Consider the following 19,164-nt stretch of genomic DNA (forward strand, 5'->3'; position numbering starts at 1 on the left):
CAATTAACATTTGTGTAACATAATGAACTTTCTGTAGCAGCTATGCGTAATAGGCGTGTCACATAGAGGAACTAAAGTGGCGCGCGAATTTGATAATACCGGCTGACTGTCGTTGTTATCAGACTGTTAAGGCATATGGCACACGAATGGAGATTATCATGCAGTTGTCCCATGAGCAGGCTTTTAATCAAGCTCTGATCCGTTTATCGGTTTTGTTATACCAGGTTGACGGTAAGGTCACACTTTCAGAACAGGATTATCTGGAAGACGTTATAAACCATTTAGACTGGCAAAGCCCCATTTGCCGCGAGGCATTTTTTACCGACGCTATCTACCAGACACGGCAGGTGCTGGATGCCGGCGAAGAGCAACGGTATCTGCGTACGTTGCAAACTGATTTACTCTTTGATGCTGATAAGGCGCTGGAAGTGGCCATGGCCATCACCGGCATTGACGGCGAACGTAGTGATGAAGAAACAGAGCTTCTGTCACTGTTAACACACAAGGTGCTTGCGAAAGCGCTGGTAAACCGTGCGAAACCGGTATCACCCTCGGAATTAAACTAGAACGAAAAATACGGCGTCTTGCAAAGATGACCGGTATCTGAATTCTGAATAGATAAAATAAGTACTGACGACATGAAAAAGGCCGCTTCAATTGAAGCGGCCTTTGTTTTTTGCTGTGTTGTTTACGCTATTTGCTGCTCGTCGGCATCGGTGAGCTCTTTCTCCAGCCGCTGGGTTTCATCAGCCCGTGGCTTGGTGAAGCGGGCGAGGGCGAGATACAGCACCGGTGTCAGGTAAAGAGTAAACACTACCGCGATACCTAATCCACCAAATACTACCCAGCCGATAGCGTTACGGGATTCAGCGCCGGCACCGGAGGACAGGATAAGCGGCAGACCGCCCAGGATGGTGGATACCAGTGTCATCATAATCGGACGCAGGCGCACCTTACCGGCTTCCACAATGGCGTCGTAAACCGAATAGCCGTGGTCACGGAGCTGGTCAGCGAATTCGATGAGCAGGATGGCATTTTTCGCCAGCAGGCCTATCAGCATCACCAGACCAATCTGCGAATACACATTAATTGTGGTATTGGTGAGGTACAGCGCATAAATCGCTGCTGCTATGCCGAAGGGTACGGTTAGCATAACCACAATAGCACTGTTAACACTCTCAAACTGCGCTGCCAGAACCAGTAGCACGATGATGAATGCCAGTACATAAGTCAGTGCAACCTGCTGAGAGGTTTCTTCGAATGTTTGTGCTTCGCCAAGGAACACAGTGCCGATGCCATCAGGCAGTGTGTCGTTGCCGAGGGCGCGGATTTTCTCCACCGCTTCATTGATGGGGAAGCCGTCAGGTAATTCCATTTCCAGCTTAATGGCTCTGCGCTGGGACTGACGCTCCAGCTCAGCGGCAACACCTTCTTCCGTGATGTACGCTACGCTGCTCAGCGGGATGAGTGAGCCATTATCAGACTTCACATAGAGATTAGTTAAATCTGACGGATTGCTGGTATTCCGTCTGCTGGATTCCAACATGATTGGAATCGCCTGGTCACCCACATTCAAATCAGCAATATCATCGCCATTAACGGCTGCCCTGAGTGTTGCTGCAATGTCACTAAGCGGTACGCCCAGTTCTTCTGCCCGGCGACGGTCGATATTAACCCGCATTTGAGGCTGGGTGGGTTCATAACTTACACGGGGCGAACCCAATTCAGGAATGTTGGTTTCAATCGCGGCTGCAAAGTCCATCGCGGCTTCATAAATACGTTCGTAGCTGCTACCGGTTAAGGCGAGTTCAAGACCGCCACCCTGACCACGTAAATTCAGGCTGTTACCCCCGAACGCATTTCCCGGTGCTCCCGGAATTGCCTGCAACTGAGGACGGATTTCCGACACGATATCCTGCAATGATTTATCGCGGTCATCCCAGTGTTTAAGAGGTACTGTGATAAATACAATGTTTGGATCCCAGGAGCCGACGACCGTATAGATAGAATCCACAGTGCCATTTTCAACGTAAGGCAGCAGCACCTCTTCCATCTTATGCGCCTGACGGTCCATAAAATTCATGCCTGCGCCGTCAGGGCCACGGGCAAAAATGCGGATTGTGCCCCGGTCTTCGCTGGGGAGCAGCTCATTGTTGATATTCTGAGCTGTAAACCAGGCGCCAACAGCAGCAAGAATACTCAACAGGACAATAAGCCAGGCGTATTTAAGCGACCATAAAAGTGAGCGCTGATACCCACGCAGGCATGCATTTCCGAAACGTCCCAGCGTGGCTGAAAATATGCCTTTCTCTTTAGCTTTCTTTACCGGCAAACGTGCGGTCAGAGCGGGTACCAGAGAAAGTGCGACGAAGGATGAAATGATTACCGCACCGGCCAGTACACCGCCGAATTCTCTGAACAGACGTCCCGCCGTAGACGGTAAAAATGCGATGGGGATGAACACCGAAGCGAGTACCGCCGTGGTTGCTACAACCGCAAAAAACACTTCACGGGTACCGATAACGGCCGCGGCTCTGGCTCCGAGGCCCATGCCCCGGCGACGCTGAATATTTTCCGACACCACAATAGCATCATCAACAATCATCCCGGTTGCCAGCACCAGTGCAAGCAGGGTCAGAATGTTGATAGAGAAGCCAAGCATCCAGATAACGCCAAGCGCGCCGGCCAGGGATACCGGAATCGACAGGGCGGGGACTATGGTTGCACGCCATGAACCAATGAAGACTAACAATGTAAACACAACCAGAATGATGGTGATGCTTAAAGAGCCAATCACTTCGCCCACAGAATCACGGATGAATTCAGCGTCATCACTGGTAACGACAATGTCCATATCAACAAAGCGTTTGTTCAGATCCTCCACCATGGCCATAACTTCATCTGAAATTTCGATGGTATTAGAGCTGGCTTGTCTGATCACCCCTAAACCAATCACCGGACGACCGTCAAGGCGCACCATACTGCTGCTGTCTGCCGGGCCAAAGAATACGCTGGCAACATCGCCGACCCGGATATCTCCGCTGATCACGATATCTGAAACATCCTGTGCTGAAACTGACGTCGCATCTGCGCGGACGATAAGAGACTGATCCTGAGACTGGATGCTTCCTGCAGGAACATCAAAGGGAGCTAATTCGAGTGCATTTGCCACATCTGTCATCGACAGGTTGAAACTGGTCAGCCGCAGAGGATCGACAGACACGCGAAGTACACGCTCGCGGTCGCCACTTAACTGCACATCAGCAACACCGGGAATACTTAAAAACAGCGGCGCCAGATCGGTATCAACACGCTCGGTCAGCGTTTCCATATCCAGAGTGTCACTGGATACTGCCAGACTGACTACTGCCTGAGCGTCACTGTCTGCACGGATAATGGATACCTGTTCCACATCCTCGGGTAACTGGCGCTGCACACGGCTTACTGATTCGCGGGTTTCATTGGCAGCATCTTCCAAATCAATGCCGGGTCTGAACTCAACCCGCACGCGGGCGGAGCCTTCTTCGCTCTGAGCGTAGATATTTTTCACACCGCTGACCCGTGCCACTGCGCCTTCCAGCCGGCTGGTCACTTCCGCATCCACGGTTTCCGGAGAACCACCGGGGTACTCTGCCGTTACAGTGATTTGTGGTGTATCAACGTCAGGCAGTTCCCGTACTTCCAGACCGTTAACAGCAGCAAAACCAGCAATGACGATAAGCAGATTAAGAACAACAATTAATACAGGGCGGCGAATAGAAACCGACGGTAAATCGCCGGTCTGGAGAGAATGCTTAGTCATTGTTGTCGCTCCGGCGTGCCAGTTCGGTTGTGATTTGCTGACCTTCACGAAGACGCTGAACACCTTCAGAAATCAGCATATCACCCGGAGACAGGTTACCGGATACGAGAATTGTGCCTCGCAGACGCTGATGCACTATCACATCAACCCGGCGGGCTTTACCATTTTCAGCAATCCACACGTAGGCACCGGTTGCACCCCATAACAAAGAAGCTTCAGGTACAGCCGCATATTCATTGCCATTAATCTCAAGGTTTACACGGAAGCTCATGCCCGGGCGGTAGTTATCCAGGTTGTTGTCCAGGATAGCCCGTGCACGTAAGGTACGGTCAGTTTCGCTGATACGCGAGTCAACTTCAGCAATTTCAGCAGGCAGTGTTTTATCGCGGTTTGTCCAGGGTTGTAACGTGACTTCCGGCTGGTTGAGCAGTACAGTCAGTGCGGCTTCAGGGGCGCGGAAATCAACAAAGAGTTTGCTTCTGTCATCTAAAGTCGTGATGGCGGTAGTGGCAGTAATACGATCGCCCACTTCAACATCTGTCAGGCCGACAATCCCGCTGAACGGTGCTTCAACGGTGCGGTCTTCTAAATCTGCTTTGGCTTCATCAAGGGTAACTTTGGCAAGGTCACGGGTGGTTTGCGCCAGATCGAGTTCACTCTGGGGAATGGCGCCCTTTGCACGGCTTTCCTGTAAACGTTTATAAGAACGTTCTGCGTCAAGTAGCTGGAGCTCTGCACGGCGAACGGCAACCTGCTGACGGCGGTCGTCCAGTTTCACCAGTACCCGGCCCTGTTCTACATACTGGCCCGGTACGAAATTCACTTCAGTTACTTCGTCTGCAACAGCGGGATACAACACAACCGAGCGAACGGCTTCTGCAGTTCCCACAGCTTCCACGTCCCGTTTGGCATATTGAAATTTAATTTCTTCAAGGACAACGAGTTTGGCCTGATTATCGCCAAAAAACTGGGCATTGGCACTGCTGCTCACTATGGAAAATAAAACAGTGAGACTAAAAAAAACAGAGGTTCGTAGTTGGGTTTTCATTGTATTTCCGTGTTTCATCAACGCTTGTCACTCTCCTGCACGCTGAACGGAGACGCGCCGGAGTCAGTAAAGTGATTGTTGTTAAATTTTTGTTTTTATAAGCTGTGTATAGCACCACAGCCTTGTCAGCTAAGCAATTGCAGTTCAGCGTACTCCCTGTACAGCGTATCGTTTTCTATCAGTTCATCGTGTTTTCCGGTACTTACAACGTGTCCCTTATCCATTACGATGATCCGGTCAACATGTTTCACGGTGGCCAGCCTGTGAGCAATGATAATGGTGGTGCGACCCTGCATCAGCTTATTCAGCGCCTCCTGAACCATTTTTTCACTGCGGGCATCCAGTGCGCTGGTTGCTTCATCAAGTAAAAGTACTGGCCTGTTGGCCAGCAGGGCACGGGCAATGGCAATGCGCTGCTTCTGACCGCCGGACAACCTTACTCCCCGTTCTCCTAACTGGGTGTGATAACCTTTCTCCAGCTCTTCAATGAATTCGTGGGCAAATGCGGATTTAGCGGCCTTCCTGACCTGCTCATCGCTGGCTGACGGGCAACCGTAGCGGATATTTTCAAGTACGCTGGTGGCAAAAACCACGGGCTCCTGAGTAACAATCGCGATCTGACTTCTTAATGATTCCAGCGATAATGACGTTATAGGGGCTTCGTCCAGCAGAATGGTGCCTTTGCGCACATCATAAAAGCGAAGTAACAATTGAAACAGCGTCGTTTTTCCTGCTCCGCTGGCCCCCACCAGGGCAACCTTCTCGCCGGGATTGACTGTTAGAGACAGTTGATTAAACAGGACGCCGCTGCCGGGGTAACAAAAAGTAATATTGTCAAAAATGATGGCTGGCGGCCTCGCCGTGTCATTACTGAACTGTGTTATGCCAGGGGAGATGTCCGGCACCGTATGTAAAAGTTCCAGTAACCGTTCGCTGGCGCCGGCTCCACGCTGAACTTCGCCGATAACCTCGCTGATAGTCGCCACGCTGCCGCCGGCCATCACCGCATAGAATAAAAATGCAGACAGTTCTCCTGCCGTCATATCACCGGCAAACACTTGTCTGGCACCGAACCAGGCAATCAGGACGATAGCGCTGAGGCTCAGCAGCATAATTAATCCAATCAGCATTGAACGGTAATGGATACGGCGTCCGGCGGTTTCCATGACCGCATCCACGCCGGCCTTGAACTGGGATCGTTCTAAATCTGCTGCGTTGAACGCCTGTACAGTCATTATTTCATGTAAACTTTGATCAATATGCGCCCCCAAATCTGCCACTCTGTCCTGACTCAGACGGGCATAATGACGTACCTGAGGGGCAAGCAAACGGATGGGAACTAACACCGCAGGCACTGCCAGTAATACGCACAAAGTCAGCACCGGGCTGGTGATGGTCATCAGCACCAGCGCGCCGGTGAAGGTGATAAAGGAACGAATCGCCATCGACAGACTCATCCCTACCACAGTTTGAATAATGGTGGTGTCGCTGGTGAAGCGGGAAATGACTTCTCCGGTCCGTAATTTTGCAAAGAAAGACGGTGGCAGGGTGAGTAAATGAGAAAATACGCTGATGCGTATATCGGCACTGATGCGTTCACCCAGCCAGGTCATCAGATAAAAACGCACATAGGTTGCCAGACTTGCTACCGCAGTAATCACCAGAACACCAATAATTGCCCGGTTCAGCATGTCTGCGTTGTCGTTCATAAAACCCTGATCGACGGCCAGCTTTATTCCCTGACCCAGAAGCAGCCACGCGCCGGAGGCAACCAGTAAGGCAATGATTGCGCCTGTTACCTGTATCCGGTAGCCCGCGAGCAGGGTCCGGATCCATTTAACAACCTGCCAGGTTGTTGCCTTATTCTTTCCTTGTTCTGAAGTCATGCCGGTATCTCAAAAAACAATTAACTTTGTATTTTACGCCACAGTTAACTATCAGGTTTGCCGGATAAGACCACTTCGTCATTCAGCAAGGCCAAAAACACAATAAATTTCTGACCCATAATTTGAATTTCACCGGAGATTGACCATAGTTAAACAACAGGAAAAGGTATTTTTAGTAGTCAGTCAGGTTCTGTGTCTCTTAAACAAGCGAACCGTCTCCGGGAGCCTCCATGCAAAACAAAGCACTACTGGTGAATCCGCAGGCTGCAGCACACAATGTACAGTTGAAAATGTACATGCTTCAGCTCGCAAGGGAACTGAAGCTAAAACAAAGCTGGATGTTGGAACCCGTTGCTGAGTTATCACAGCTGGGAACGATTGTGTTGCCTGGCGTACTGGCGGACCAGTATGAAACCAGCAAGCTGACAGCGGCTGAAAATGATCTGATTGAGCAACACGCCAGTCTGGCCAGCGATTTACTGGAGAAAATTCCCCGCTTTGAAGCGGTAGCCAGGAACATCCGCTATCAGGACAAGTGCTTTAACGGGGAAGGTGTCCCCGCTGACGATGTAAAAGGTGCAGACATTCCTTTCGGAGCGAGAATGCTTAAAGTGGTTAATGATTTTATCAGGGCCCGGGAGTCAGGCTTGTCCACGGTGGACGCATTACGCCGGCTGGAAACAGATGCCCGCTGGTACGACGGCAAAATTTTGTCGGCCTTTACCCGAATGTTGCTGCGCAAATCCGATTTGATGTCAGTGCCGGTATCGTCCATCGAACCCGGCATGGTGTTATCGGAAAAAATCGCGACTAACGCCGGAAAGCAACTGGCCAGAGAAGGGCAGGTAGTAACCACTACACTCAAACAGATCCTCACTGTATGCATACAAAGTGGTGCGCTGAGTCCTGCACTGATGATCGGGGTGTACCTGGAAGATAACGGTGACGCCGGAAATGTGGAGGACATAGCAGTATGACTTTCTGGAGGTTTATCACGCCGGAGCCGGCGTTATATACGGAAGTAAACGGTCATTATAATCATTTTATTCTTTTCCTTTCTCTGCTCGTTTCTACACTGGCGGCCTACTCGCTAATTGTTGTTTTAAAACGGATGTGGCAAACCGAATTATTGTCGACAAGACGCCAATGGAAGCGGTTTGGCAGTGTGACATTTGGGTTAGGGGTATGGGCGATGCACTTCACCGGCATGCTCGCCTTTATGTTGCCTATCGGCATGTCATTTGATGTGGCATTGACAATGGTGTCTATATTGCCGCCCATTGTTGGCGCTTATATCGCTGCGAAACTGATAGCGACACAAGTATTCACCTTTACCAATATTCAACTGAGTTCACTGAGTCTGGCGATCGGTATAGGGGCAATGCATTACACAGGCATGGAAGCTATGGAGACTGAAGCTGCCATGACCTACGATTTTGGCTTCTTCTTACTCTCCATCCTTTGCGCCTGGCTGTTTGCGATGGTTGCCATTTACATGGTGATTTACATACAGCGTAAAAATATTCGCGGGCAATTAGGATTGGTGGGCTGTGCCATGGTGATGGGCATGGCCATCGCGGGCATGCACTATGTGGCAATGTATGCGGTGCATTATTATTTGCCTGTAACATTTATTCCCTCAGAGACCGGGGGCCACGCTGAACCAGCCATTCTCGCACTGGCTATTACAACACTGGTGTTTGTCATTTTTGCAACAACGCTGCTGGGGTCAATTTTTGACAAGCGTTTACAGGCTGCTGAGCTTACAGCCAAAGTCAGTGCAGCCAGAGAGAAAGACATCGTGGAAAACCTGGCTGACGGCTTGCTGGTGGTAAATGAAAATGGCCGGATTACCGGCGTGAATACTGTCGGACTCAGTTTGTTTGGATATAAAGATGCAGACCAGTTACGCAACGAAGATATTACAAAGATCCTGCCCGGATTCGATATCCGGCTGCTGACAGGAGACGGTGAAGAGGGGAAGCAACAACACGTCATGCAACTGGACGGTAAACGGTCGGACGGCACTACCTTTCATTGCGAAATGAATTTTTCTCCTATGACCGTGGTTGTGCAGAACATGCATCTGTTCAACGTGGTTATCCGTGATATCACCCAACGACTTATGCTGGAAGACCAGTTGCGGCAGGCGCAGAAAATGGAATCCATCGGCCAGCTTGCTGCCGGTATTGCTCATGAAATAAATACCCCTACGCAGTATGTGTCAGACAATATCTTCTTCTTAAAAGGCGCATCTGAAACCGGCATTTCTGTGATGAAAACCGTTCATGCGCTTCTTAACAGTAAGGATGAAGCCGAACAGGCTTTAATAAGAGCAGAACTTGAAGCTCTGATGAAGGGTGAAGATATAGAGTTCCTTATTGACGAGATGCCGGTGGCGTTCGATCAGTCGGTTGAAGGCTTGCAGCGCATTGCCAAAATCGTCGGGGCGATGAAGTCATTTTCCCATTCCGGTGACGAAAAAATGCATAAGGTCGACCTGAAAGAGGCGATTTCCTCAACCATTACGGTGGCCCGGGGAGAGTGGCGTTATGTGGCCGACCTTGAAGCGGAGTTTTCTGAAGACGTGCCGCTGGTGACCTGCAGCAGAGATGAAGTGAATCAGGTGGTACTCAACTTTATTGTCAATGCCGCCCACGCTGTAGAAGAAAAGTTTGGCCGTGAACGGATAGAAAAAGGTTTGATTCAGGTGCGTGTGTATCCTGCGGATGACACGGTGGTCATTGAGATTACCGATAATGGAACAGGTATGAGTAAAGAGGTATGCAAACGCATTTTTGAACCGTTCTTTACGACCAAGCCGCCCGGTAAAGGAACAGGGCAGGGGCTTTCACTGGCCTATGCAGTGATTATAGAAAAGCACAAAGGCCAGATATTAGTTAACAGTGAAATTGGACTGGGAACTACCTTTAAAATTGTTTTACCGGTGGAACACCCGCAGACCGTTGAAAGTGAGCTCAGTGATGAAAATACTCTTTGTTGATGATGAAAAAATGGTGCTCAACGGCCTTAAACGGGCGTTGTATCAGACCGGCTGGAAAATTAGTATTGCTGACTCGCCGCAAAAAGGGCTGGAGGCTATCGCGTCCGATACGCCTGATGTGGTCATTACCGATATTATGATGCCGGTGATGAACGGTGTTGAATTTCTTGAGAAAGTGAGCGAAGGCAACCCGGTGATCAGTCGATTCGTGTTATCAGGCCAGGCGAATGAGAGTTTAATACTGCAGGGAAGTCAGGTGTCTCACTGCTGGTTTACAAAACCCTGTTCACATGGTTTGCTGACTCAGCATTTGCGTGCGGTTGAGGAAGTGAATCAGACATTTCCGGATAGTGCTGCTTGTCAGTCGATGGCAGCCAGTTCGCCTTTGTTTAATTCTTTTACCTTGCTTAAACAGTTCATGCAGTGCGTCAATTCCAATTTGTGCGAGCTCACAGCATCTGCGCGGCCTGACATCAATGATAATATGAAAAAGGCCGTGTCTCTTTGTGGCGAACGTTTTTTCGGGCAGGGAGATTACAGTGATTTCAAAGATGCATCATTGAAACTGACGCTGGGGGAGAGCCAGTTTTATGCGTTGTTGTTCACCGCTGAGTTAATGATGCGGCTGCCGGGTTTATTAGACGAACCTGCAGTTGGCGCCAGGCTGGAACAGGCACTTTCCCGGTGCAAAGACCATGTTACCCCTCTTAACGCACTGGTTCTGATGATCATGGCGTTGAAAGAGGATTTGCTGGCCGGTGTGACCATCCCGGCAAAAGTTTCACCCCGACAGGCATTGTTATTTATGCTGCATATGTGGAACTTACCTTACCCCATCATCCACACCGTATCGGAAAAGGTGTCCTGAGGCGCTTTTTTCATCACTAAACTTGCAATTAAAGCGTAGATCAGTATAATGCCGCGGCCTTCTTGTTGGCGCTGATTTTTCAGTGCTTTCAACGAGGTAAGTTAACGGTAACGCTACAACGAGTTTGAGGCAACTATGGTTACTATTCGTTTACAGCGTGGTGGCGCGAAAAAGCGTCCATTTTATCAAGTAGTTGTGGCTGACAGCAGCCGCGCAAGAAACGGTCGTTTCATCGAAAACGTCGGTTTCTTCAACCCAACTGCACAAGGTCAGGCAGAACGTCTGCGTTTAGATCTTGAGCGTGTTGAATACTGGGTTGGTGTTGGCGCGAGCTTATCTGAGCGCGTTAACAGCTTGGTAAAAGAAGCTAAAAAAGCGGCAGCGTAAGCTGTCCTTAATCTGGTAGGTAAAGATGAGTCAAGCGTCTGACAAAGTGATTATTGGCAAGATCGGGGCATCGTATGGTGTGAAAGGTTGGGTCAAGATCAACAGCTTTACTGATGTACCAGAAGGTATTTTTGACTATTCACCGTGGCAACTCAGTGATGGTAAAGAATACCGGATTGATCAGTGGCGACCCCACGGTAAAAGTCTGGTGGCGAAAGTTGTCGGTGTAGAGAGTCGTGATGACGCAGAGCGCATCAAGAATCTGGACATCGCAATTAACGAAAACCAGTTACCTGAACTTGGTGAAGGTGAATTTTACTGGCGGGAGCTCACCGGCATGCAGGTAGTAACTACGCAAGGTTACGATTTGGGTGTGGTGAAAGATGTGTTTAACACTGGCGCAAATGACGTTTTGCAGGTCCGCGCCAAAGTGAATGACGCATTTGGTCAAAAAGAAAGATTATTGCCGTATGTGATGGACTCCGTCATTAAATCGGTAGATAAGGCTGCAAGTGTGATTACGGTAGACTGGGATCCGGGGTTCTAGTGACTGCGGAGAAATGGTTCGGCGTTATCAGTTTGTTTCCTGATATGTTCGCACCCTTCATGCAACAAGGCGTTGTGGGACGGGCAGTGAAATCAGGCATTCTGGATGTCGACATGTTTAACCCACGTGATTACACACACGATCGTCATCGTACTGTCGATGATCGCCCTTATGGCGGTGGTCCGGGTATGTTGATGATGGTGAAGCCTTTAACTGACGCCATCGCCGCGGCGAAACAAGCCGGCGGTGAACATGCAAAGGTGATTTACTTATCACCACAGGGTAAAAAGCTGGATCAGGCAGGGGTTAAACGCCTTGCCACTAACGACCGCATGATATTTATCTGCGGGCGTTATGAAGGAATCGATGAGCGCGTCATTGAGGCCCATGTTGACGAAGAATGGTCAGTAGGGGACTACGTGCTAAGCGGCGGCGAACTGCCAGCGCTTGTGCTCATGGATGCTGTAGCCAGAATGGTTCCGGGTGTACTCGGTCATCAGGCTTCTGCCATTGAAGATTCTTTCACCGACGGGTTACTGGATTGTCCGCACTATACGCGGCCTGAAGTACTCGACGGTAAAGCGGTTCCTCCTGTGTTGTTGAGCGGTGATCACGAAAAAATCAGACAGTGGCGACAGATGCAATCGCTGGGAAGAACCTGGCAGCGTCGCCCCGAGTTATTAAACCACCTAGCTCTGACTGAGGAGCAGCAGCGTCTTCTTGAAGTATTCAAGTCGCAGTTGCAGCAAGATGACAGTTAACTAGGACGAGAGGATATGATGAGCAAAGTCAGTCAAGATATCATCAAGAAAATTGAGCAAGCACAGCTAAAAACTGATGTACCTGAGTTTGGTCCAGGTGACACAGTAGTTGTTAAAGTTCGCGTTACCGAAGGTGACAAAGAGCGTCTTCAGGCTTATGAAGGTGTTGTTATCGCTAAACGTAACCGTGGTCTGCACTCGTCTTTTACCGTGCGTAAAATTTCTAGCGGCGAAGGCGTTGAGCGTGTGTTCCAAACACACAGCCCGGCAGTTTCTTCAATTGAAGTGAAACGTCGCGGTGCGGTTCGTCGTGCTAAGCTTTACTATCTACGTGAGCGTTCAGGTAAATCTGCACGTATCAAAGAGAAGCTTAACTAAGATTACTAATCCTTGCGTTACTGTTAACTATGAAAAAGCCCGCTTTAAGCGGGCTTTTTTGTGTCTTCTGAAAAAACCTTTACAGCCAGCCTTTCTGTTCTGCGATTCTGGCTGCATCAACACGGTTTGTTGCCCCGAGTTTGGCAATGGACTCTGAGAGATAATTTCGAATCGTGCCTTCTGACAGAAATAACTGAGATGCAATTTCTTTGGTTTTTAATCCGTCGCTGGCGAGTTTCAGCGCCTTACGCTCCTTTTCAGACAGGGGGTTATTGTCATCTAATGCCAGTAAAGCGAGCTCAGGATCAATGACACGTTCTCCACGATAGATTTTCCTTAACGCTGAGATGAGATAATCACTGTCAGATTCTTTTAAAATAAAGCCTTTTGCACCAAGCTGCATAGCCCGTTTAATATAACCGGGTTTAGAAAATGTCGTCATAAATACCACAGTGCCGGCAAAACCTGAGTCCTGTAACTTACGGGCCATGTCCAGGCCACTCAGATTTGGCATTTCGATGTCAGACAAAATCATATCCGGATGAGGATTGTTACTAAGCCATGAGATGGCAGCTTCCCCGTCCACACACTTTCCGGTGACTGTGATGTCATCTTCCAGATCCAGTAAACTGGCGATAGCATCCCGCACCAGTGACTGGTCTTCGACAATGAGTAACGAAATAGCCTGCATAGTTATTCTCCGGTGTGTAAGGTCAGTCTGACCCTTGTTGCGTCGCCACTCGTTATCGACATCTCTGCACCTATTAAGCCGGCGCGTTCTCTGATGCCAGTCAGTCCATTTCCCGCATCAATAACCGCATGCTTACCATTATCTTCAATCGTTATCGCTAACATTCCGTTTTCCCGCTGAGCTGAAAGACTCACAAGATTCCCCTTGCTGTGCCGCAAAATATTGGTAAATACTTCTTTTACGACCAGCGCGAGATGAGATTCTTGCAAGGCGCTGAGTCCGCTAAATGCATCGTCGTTAACAGAGGCGTTAACTGCAAAGCCCAGTTCAGAGAGTGCGCGGGTGTTTTTGGTAATTTCTTCCGAAACGCTGAGTTTTTTCAGGTCGCTGACTGCATGACGGATCTCGCTTAAAAGAGACTGGGAAAGATGTGCAAGTGCTTTTACTTCCCCGTGCGCTTCCTGCGTACGGCCTTTTTCGATGAGTTTCCCCGCTAGCTGTGCTTTCAGTGACATGCTGCTTAGTGCGTGGCCGGCAATGTCATGGAGGTCACGGCCAATGCGTTCCCTTTCTGCAATAGCACTGAGCGCACTCAGTGACTCTGCGTGTCTGGCATCTTTGAGCTGGCTCCTGGTTTCCTTACGTTCCATTACGCCAAAGCAAAAAAGTACAAGCAGGTTAATTAATGAAGCGAGAAAAAATAGCAGGTGATCATCAAACCAGAATAATTGTAAGCCTGTTAAGGACAAACCGGTAAACAGTACAAATGCGATACCGGCGGAAACCGGGTAGTAGTAGCCGGCAATATATGCAATAAAGCCAAATAGTACAGACGCTCCCGGATTGTAAAAGCTGATGGTAAATGACAGGGCCGTCAAAGCCGACAAAGGCAGGGGCAGGGTAGAGAGCTTGCAGTGAATGGCAAGCAGATACAGAGCCACAAACAGGATGTATCCGCAGCCAAAGATCATTAACTCCCGGGGAGCAACTGATTCAGCATAAAAAAGAGGAACAAAATAAGATAACGAGAAAATTAATGAACTGTAAGACCATTTTTTCTTGGATCCTTCCGACAGTAACGGTAGCTGAGCAGCATGCATAACTGATGAATTCCTTCCTTATTGGAATACGACGGCAGATTTGCTGGTAATTAATAGTGTACCCGAAAGTATGAGCACTATTCCCGCAACAGCGTAAGTGTCGAATTTTTGGTTCCAAAATACAACTGACGCGGTGACAATAAGCGCAATGCCCATTCCCGACCATATTGCATAGGCGACACCAATACCCATATTTTTTAATACGGCCGCAAATATCATTCCTGAGATTGCATAAAGAGCAATTGACGCAGAGCCATAATGCCATTTTTCCCAGCCGTCCGACATTTTTAAACAAAGTGTGGCAGCAACTTCTGTGAAAATGGCGCAAGCAAGTAATACATAAATCATGGTGTTCTCCTTATTCTGCAAGCCGGGCTTGCAGCGGGTTAAGTTCTGGTAAAATGTACTCAATGTTGAAGCATGTTCAGTATGGCTTGCGCGGTTGCCTGTTGTAAGTCACAAACATCATCAGTGTCAGATGACAAATGTCATGATAAATAATGATTATCTAATGTTAATGATAATAATTATTATTTGAAATTCGCTATGTCCTCTTTATAATGTCGTCCGAATTTTCACTTTGGTTAAGAGCAGGTTTCACAATGACTAAAAAGCACATTTTTGCGCTTTCACCTATCATGCTGGCAATGGCTGTACAGGCGCAGAATGCTGATGCAGACAACAACGGTGCGCAAGCGGATGAAGACAATATCGAAGTAATCCGAATTGTTGAAAGTCGCGTTCAGCGTATCAGTTCAGGCGCGACTGGCCTGGGTCTGGACAGCTTTGATACGCCACAGTCGCTGTCGATTCTGGAATCTGATCTGATTGAAGACTACCGCTTAAGTGATATCAACAGCCTGTTTAAACAGGTGACAGGTATTAACGTCGACCAGTCTGAAACCGACCGGACATACTTCAACGCCCGTGGTTTTGACATCACCAGTATGCACATTGACGGCTCCGGCATTCCTTTCGGCGATATTTTTGTCGGCGATCTGGATACGGCGATTTATGAAAAGGTCGAGTTTATCCGTGGTTCAAACGGTCTGATCACCGGCCTGGGTAATCCGTCCGGTACGGTAAACTACGTGCGCAAACGCCCCGGTAACGAAACCGAAGCCAGTGTTGACTTTACACTGGGACGCTGGGCATCCATGCGAACTGTGGCTGATGTATCCACACCACTGACTGATTCCGGCAGCTGGGCAGCCCGTGTGGTGGTGGCCCATCAGAACAAAGAAAGCTGGCTGAACCTGTATGAAAATGAACGTAATGTGTTTTACGGTATCGTTGACGGACAGCTGAGTGACAGCGTGACTGTGATGTTCGGCTATTCGCATCAGGACAACAACAGTGACGGTGTAACCTGGGGCGCTGTGCCTCTGATTTATTCAGACGGTACTCAAGTCGACTTTGACCGCTCTACCACGACAGCAATGGACTGGACATACTGGGATACCCTGAATAAAACCGCCTTTGCCGAACTGAACTGGTTTATTAACGATAACCTGCAATATACGTCGAAGCTGAACCACATCCGTTATGAAGATCATTCTGCGTTATTCTATACCTACTCCAACACGGGTTTAGAGGCAGACACAGGGCTGGGAATGCTGGGTTATCCCGGCAGATTTGATGCCGAAGATAAAACCTTAATCTGGGATAACAATCTGCAGGGCGTGTTTCAGGCCTGGGGCAGGGAACATACATTTAATGTCGGTATCAGTCTGGCTGATGCAGAAACCAGCGATCTGGATGCCGGTGCACTGAGTGGCTTTGATGTAATGCCTGCTCTGCCGGGCTGGACGGGAACTGAAGTGGCACTCCCTGAGTGGGCGGCTCCTTATCAGGCCGGTTATACCGATATTTCACTGAACCGTTTCTACGGCTCAATGCAACTGGCAGTGACTGACGCACTGGACCTGGTGCTTGGTGTCAGCTTTGTAGATTATGAAAACGAGGGAGAATCCTGGGGCGCGTCTACTTCTACTACTGAAGATGGCAGCAGCCCGTATATCGGCTTTACCTGGGAAGTGCTGGAAGGCCTGAATGTTTACGGCAGCTACAGCGATATTTACCAGCCACAGTATTACCTGAATGAAGATCTTCAGCCTCTGGGTTCAGCAGAAGGCCGCAGCTATGAAATGGGCGTTAAGAAAGAGTTCGCAAACAACTTCCTGCTGACTGTTGCACTGTTCAGAACGGAACAGGAAAACCTGTATGAATTCATCGAATACGGCGATGGTGACGGTGTTGATGATGACGATTACTCTGATGACTTTAATTATGCGCTGTACCGTGGTGTAACCGTAGACTCAAACGGTTTTGAAGTAGAACTGTCCGGTGCAATCACTGATGAGTTATCCGTTCAGGGTGGTTTAACGGTGCTGAGCATGGATGAAGAGAACGGCGATGAAGCCCGTACCTTTATTCCCCGTCGTACTTTTAAGATGCTCGCGGATTATGCGCCCGTGTGGAATGAAAAGCTGAATATGGGTCTGTCTGCCCGGTATCAGAGTGAAACTTATTTCACATCAGGTTATGGCCGTATTACTCAGGATGCATACGCTGTGCTGGGCGGTTATGTGACCTACAGCTTCAGTGATAATCTGTCTTTCAGCCTGAATCTGGATAACATTACTGACGAGAAATACCTCAGCTCAGTAAGAACCGAGCAGGCATTCTACGGATCACCCACAAACTACAGTCTGACGGTTAGCTGGGATTATTAATCCCTGCTGACGATGTAACAAAATGCCCGCCTGAGTAGCGGGCATTTTTGTGTCTGTGATAGGCTTTCTCTTCCCCATCTTTGCAGGCATTCCTGAATGGAAAACGGTACTTCACTTTTACAGCACAACCCTGAATTTCTGAACATGCTGGCAGGGGAGTGGTATCTCACTAATGATGCCGGCCTCAGGCAAGCCAGGGCACAGGCAAAACAGCTGTGTCATCAGGCTGACGTTCTCTCAGGAACGGAAAAGTCACAGGTACTCAGTCAACTTATTCCCGGTGCCACGGGCTTACAGACAGGTCGTCACTTCAATTGTGATTACGGTTTTCAAATTGCTTGCAGGGGGGTGTTTACCGCTGGTTGTTATTTGACCATTCTTGATGGCGCTTCTGTGGAAACCGGCGATAATGTAAGGGCCGGAGATAATGTGGTTATTGCCACCGTTGAGCATCATAAAGATCCGCAAAAGCGACTTGCCGGATGGCAACGGGCACGTCCTGTGGTGATAGGGAGTAATGTAACTATCGGAAATGGCGTAACAATTCTGCCGGGCACCGTAATAGAAGACAATACAGTCATCCCCGACGGCGCAGTCGCAGGCCGGCGATAACCTGGTCTTTAGAACGATTTTGCCGGCGTAGTGTCAAAAAAGTCTCCGGTGGTGGTTGCGGCCTTTATCAAAAATTGATAAAAAGTCAACGAGCTACGCCAATAAAGATTTTTATATTCTGTAAACTTAGATTTACATCGTGAGCGGGCAGTTAAAATACCGTGTAGCGCCGGCGGCAATTTTGCAAAAGGTCACTGCAGGCAGGCCAACCAATTTTATTTTATGAAGAGAGTCTCATGATTAAGGACACCGTTAACAACGTACACGTCAGTGCTGAACAGGTACTGATCACTCCGGATGATTTAGCTAAAGAATTGCCGGTTTCTGATAAAGCCCTTTCGGCTATCTCTGAATCCAGAAAAATTATTTCCGATATTATTCATGGCCGTGACCACCGTTTACTGGTGATCTGTGGTCCCTGTTCCATTCACGACATCGACGCTGCGAAAGATTATGCGCTGCGCCTGAAAGAACTTCATGAGTCGTGCAAAGATACCCTGTTCATCGTTATGCGGGTGTATTTCGAAAAACCACGTACAACCACAGGTTGGAAAGGGCTGATAAATGACCCGCATCTGGACGGTACGTTTGATATTGAAACCGGCCTGCGTAAAGCCCGTGAATTACTGATCTGGTTAGCAGAGCTGGAAATCCCTGTTGCGACAGAAGCGCTGGATCCAATCAGTCCGCAATATCTGGCAGAGCTGTTCAGCTGGAGCGCTATCGGTGCCCGTACTTCAGAGTCTCAGACCCACCGTGAAATGGCATCAGGTCTGTCTATGCCTGTCGGATTCAAAAACGGTACAGACGGCAGTCTGGATATTGCAGTGAATGCATTGAAATCCGCTGCTTCCGGTCACAGCTTTATGGGTATTAACAAGCAGGGGCAGGTAGCGGTGATTTCTACCAGTGGTAACCCTGACGGCCATATCATTCTGCGTGGCGGTAAACAGCCAAACTACGACTCTGTTTGTGTATCTGATTGCGAAGTTGATTTGGAAAAAGCCGGTCTGACTGCCGGACTGATGGTGGATTGCAGTCACGCCAACTCCTCCAAAGATTACCGTCGTCAGCCGCTGGTTGCACAGAACGTGGTTAATCAGATTCTGGAAGGTAACCAGTCGATTATCGGTATTATGCTTGAAAGTCATATTAACGCCGGTAACCAGAAAGGTGATGGTGTGCCTGTTGACGAGCTGGAGTACGGTGTGTCAATCACTGACGGTTGTATTGACTGGGAAACCACAGATACACTTATCACCCAAACCAGAGATAAGCTGATAACTGTGTTACCATTGCGCCAAAATAAACGGTCTGCTGTAGCCTGAAGCTGCAGCGCCTCTCT

The 19,164-nt window shown here is 48.9% G+C and carries 17 protein-coding genes; 11 read left to right on the forward strand and 6 right to left on the reverse strand.

The features are described 5' to 3' along the window. Positions 1-158: 158 nt before the first annotated feature. On the forward strand, positions 159-566 hold the full coding sequence (locus AC4PME_RS10550) for a tellurite resistance TerB family protein (protein WP_119503352.1): 408 nt from the start codon (positions 159-161) through the stop codon (positions 564-566). Positions 567-688: 122 nt separating this feature from the next. Here AC4PME_RS10550 and AC4PME_RS10555 read toward each other — a convergent pair whose 3' ends face one another. The 3 genes from AC4PME_RS10555 to AC4PME_RS10565 all read right to left on the reverse strand — a co-directional run bounded on the left by AC4PME_RS10555 (position 689) and on the right by AC4PME_RS10565 (position 6,736). Next, positions 689-3,802 (reverse strand): efflux RND transporter permease subunit, encoded by a 3,114-nt coding sequence (locus AC4PME_RS10555; RefSeq protein WP_119500780.1) that lies wholly within the window; start codon positions 3,800-3,802, stop codon positions 689-691. Continuing rightward, positions 3,795-4,850, reverse strand: a complete 1,056-nt coding sequence (locus AC4PME_RS10560) for an efflux RND transporter periplasmic adaptor subunit (RefSeq protein ID WP_119500781.1) — start codon at positions 4,848-4,850, stop codon at positions 3,795-3,797. The genes AC4PME_RS10555 and AC4PME_RS10560 overlap by 8 nt, the downstream gene beginning before the upstream one ends. A 125-nt stretch (positions 4,851-4,975) precedes the next feature. Then, entirely contained in the window at positions 4,976-6,736 is a 1,761-nt protein-coding gene (locus AC4PME_RS10565) for an ABC transporter transmembrane domain-containing protein (RefSeq protein WP_491045854.1), read from the reverse strand. A gap of 230 nt (positions 6,737-6,966) precedes the next feature. On the opposite strand from AC4PME_RS10565, the gene AC4PME_RS10570 reads away from it, so the two are divergent. The 7 genes from AC4PME_RS10570 (at position 6,967) to rplS (ending at position 12,681) form a co-directional block, all read left to right on the forward strand. Next, positions 6,967-7,713, forward strand: coding sequence for an HD-GYP domain-containing protein (locus AC4PME_RS10570; RefSeq protein ID WP_491045853.1), 747 nt, complete (start codon positions 6,967-6,969; stop codon positions 7,711-7,713). Continuing rightward, complete coding sequence (locus AC4PME_RS10575) at positions 7,710-9,740, forward strand: MHYT domain-containing protein (RefSeq protein WP_491045852.1); 2,031 nt, start codon at positions 7,710-7,712, stop codon at positions 9,738-9,740. Before AC4PME_RS10570 ends, AC4PME_RS10575 begins: the two co-directional genes overlap by 4 nt. Beyond that, positions 9,721-10,608 (forward strand): response regulator, encoded by an 888-nt coding sequence (locus tag AC4PME_RS10580; protein WP_491045851.1) that lies wholly within the window; start codon positions 9,721-9,723, stop codon positions 10,606-10,608. Before AC4PME_RS10575 ends, AC4PME_RS10580 begins: the two co-directional genes overlap by 20 nt. 135 nt (positions 10,609-10,743) lie before the next feature. Then, on the forward strand, positions 10,744-10,995 hold the full coding sequence (gene rpsP / locus AC4PME_RS10585; RefSeq protein WP_070174859.1) for a 30S ribosomal protein S16: 252 nt from the start codon (positions 10,744-10,746) through the stop codon (positions 10,993-10,995). A gap of 25 nt (positions 10,996-11,020) precedes the next feature. After that, on the forward strand, positions 11,021-11,542 hold the full coding sequence (gene rimM / locus AC4PME_RS10590; protein WP_119500786.1) for a ribosome maturation factor RimM: 522 nt from the start codon (positions 11,021-11,023) through the stop codon (positions 11,540-11,542). After that, the gene (gene trmD, locus AC4PME_RS10595; protein WP_474864411.1) at positions 11,542-12,303 is read left to right on the forward strand and encodes a tRNA (guanosine(37)-N1)-methyltransferase TrmD; all 762 of its coding nucleotides are present in this window, start codon (positions 11,542-11,544) and stop codon (positions 12,301-12,303) included. The genes rimM and trmD overlap by 1 nt, the downstream gene beginning before the upstream one ends. Before the next feature lie 18 nt (positions 12,304-12,321). Continuing rightward, entirely contained in the window at positions 12,322-12,681 is a 360-nt protein-coding gene (gene rplS, locus AC4PME_RS10600; protein ID WP_044058798.1) for a 50S ribosomal protein L19, read from the forward strand. Between the two features lie 79 nt (positions 12,682-12,760). On the opposite strand, the gene AC4PME_RS10605 is transcribed toward rplS, so the two are convergent. The 3 genes from AC4PME_RS10605 to AC4PME_RS10615 all read right to left on the reverse strand — a co-directional run bounded on the left by AC4PME_RS10605 (position 12,761) and on the right by AC4PME_RS10615 (position 14,820). Continuing rightward, complete coding sequence (locus tag AC4PME_RS10605) at positions 12,761-13,372, reverse strand: response regulator transcription factor (protein ID WP_491045850.1); 612 nt, start codon at positions 13,370-13,372, stop codon at positions 12,761-12,763. Between the two features lie 2 nt (positions 13,373-13,374). Next, on the reverse strand, positions 13,375-14,343 hold the full coding sequence (locus AC4PME_RS10610) for a sensor histidine kinase (protein WP_491045849.1): 969 nt from the start codon (positions 14,341-14,343) through the stop codon (positions 13,375-13,377). 147 nt (positions 14,344-14,490) lie between these two features. Continuing rightward, on the reverse strand, positions 14,491-14,820 hold the full coding sequence (locus tag AC4PME_RS10615) for a DMT family transporter (RefSeq protein ID WP_119500791.1): 330 nt from the start codon (positions 14,818-14,820) through the stop codon (positions 14,491-14,493). A gap of 254 nt (positions 14,821-15,074) precedes the next feature. Here AC4PME_RS10615 and AC4PME_RS10620 point away from each other — a divergent pair, with 254 nt between their 5' ends. From AC4PME_RS10620 to AC4PME_RS10630, 3 genes are all read left to right on the forward strand, one after another. Beyond that, entirely contained in the window at positions 15,075-17,207 is a 2,133-nt protein-coding gene (locus tag AC4PME_RS10620; protein WP_119500792.1) for a TonB-dependent siderophore receptor, read from the forward strand. Between the two features lie 96 nt (positions 17,208-17,303). After that, positions 17,304-17,819 (forward strand): maltose acetyltransferase domain-containing protein, encoded by a 516-nt coding sequence (locus AC4PME_RS10625; RefSeq protein ID WP_491045848.1) that lies wholly within the window; start codon positions 17,304-17,306, stop codon positions 17,817-17,819. 236 nt (positions 17,820-18,055) lie between these two features. Beyond that, positions 18,056-19,147 (forward strand): 3-deoxy-7-phosphoheptulonate synthase, encoded by a 1,092-nt coding sequence (locus AC4PME_RS10630; protein ID WP_119500794.1) that lies wholly within the window; start codon positions 18,056-18,058, stop codon positions 19,145-19,147. Positions 19,148-19,164 lie beyond the last annotated feature (17 nt).

This window comes from Alteromonas sp. (assembly GCF_984505615.1).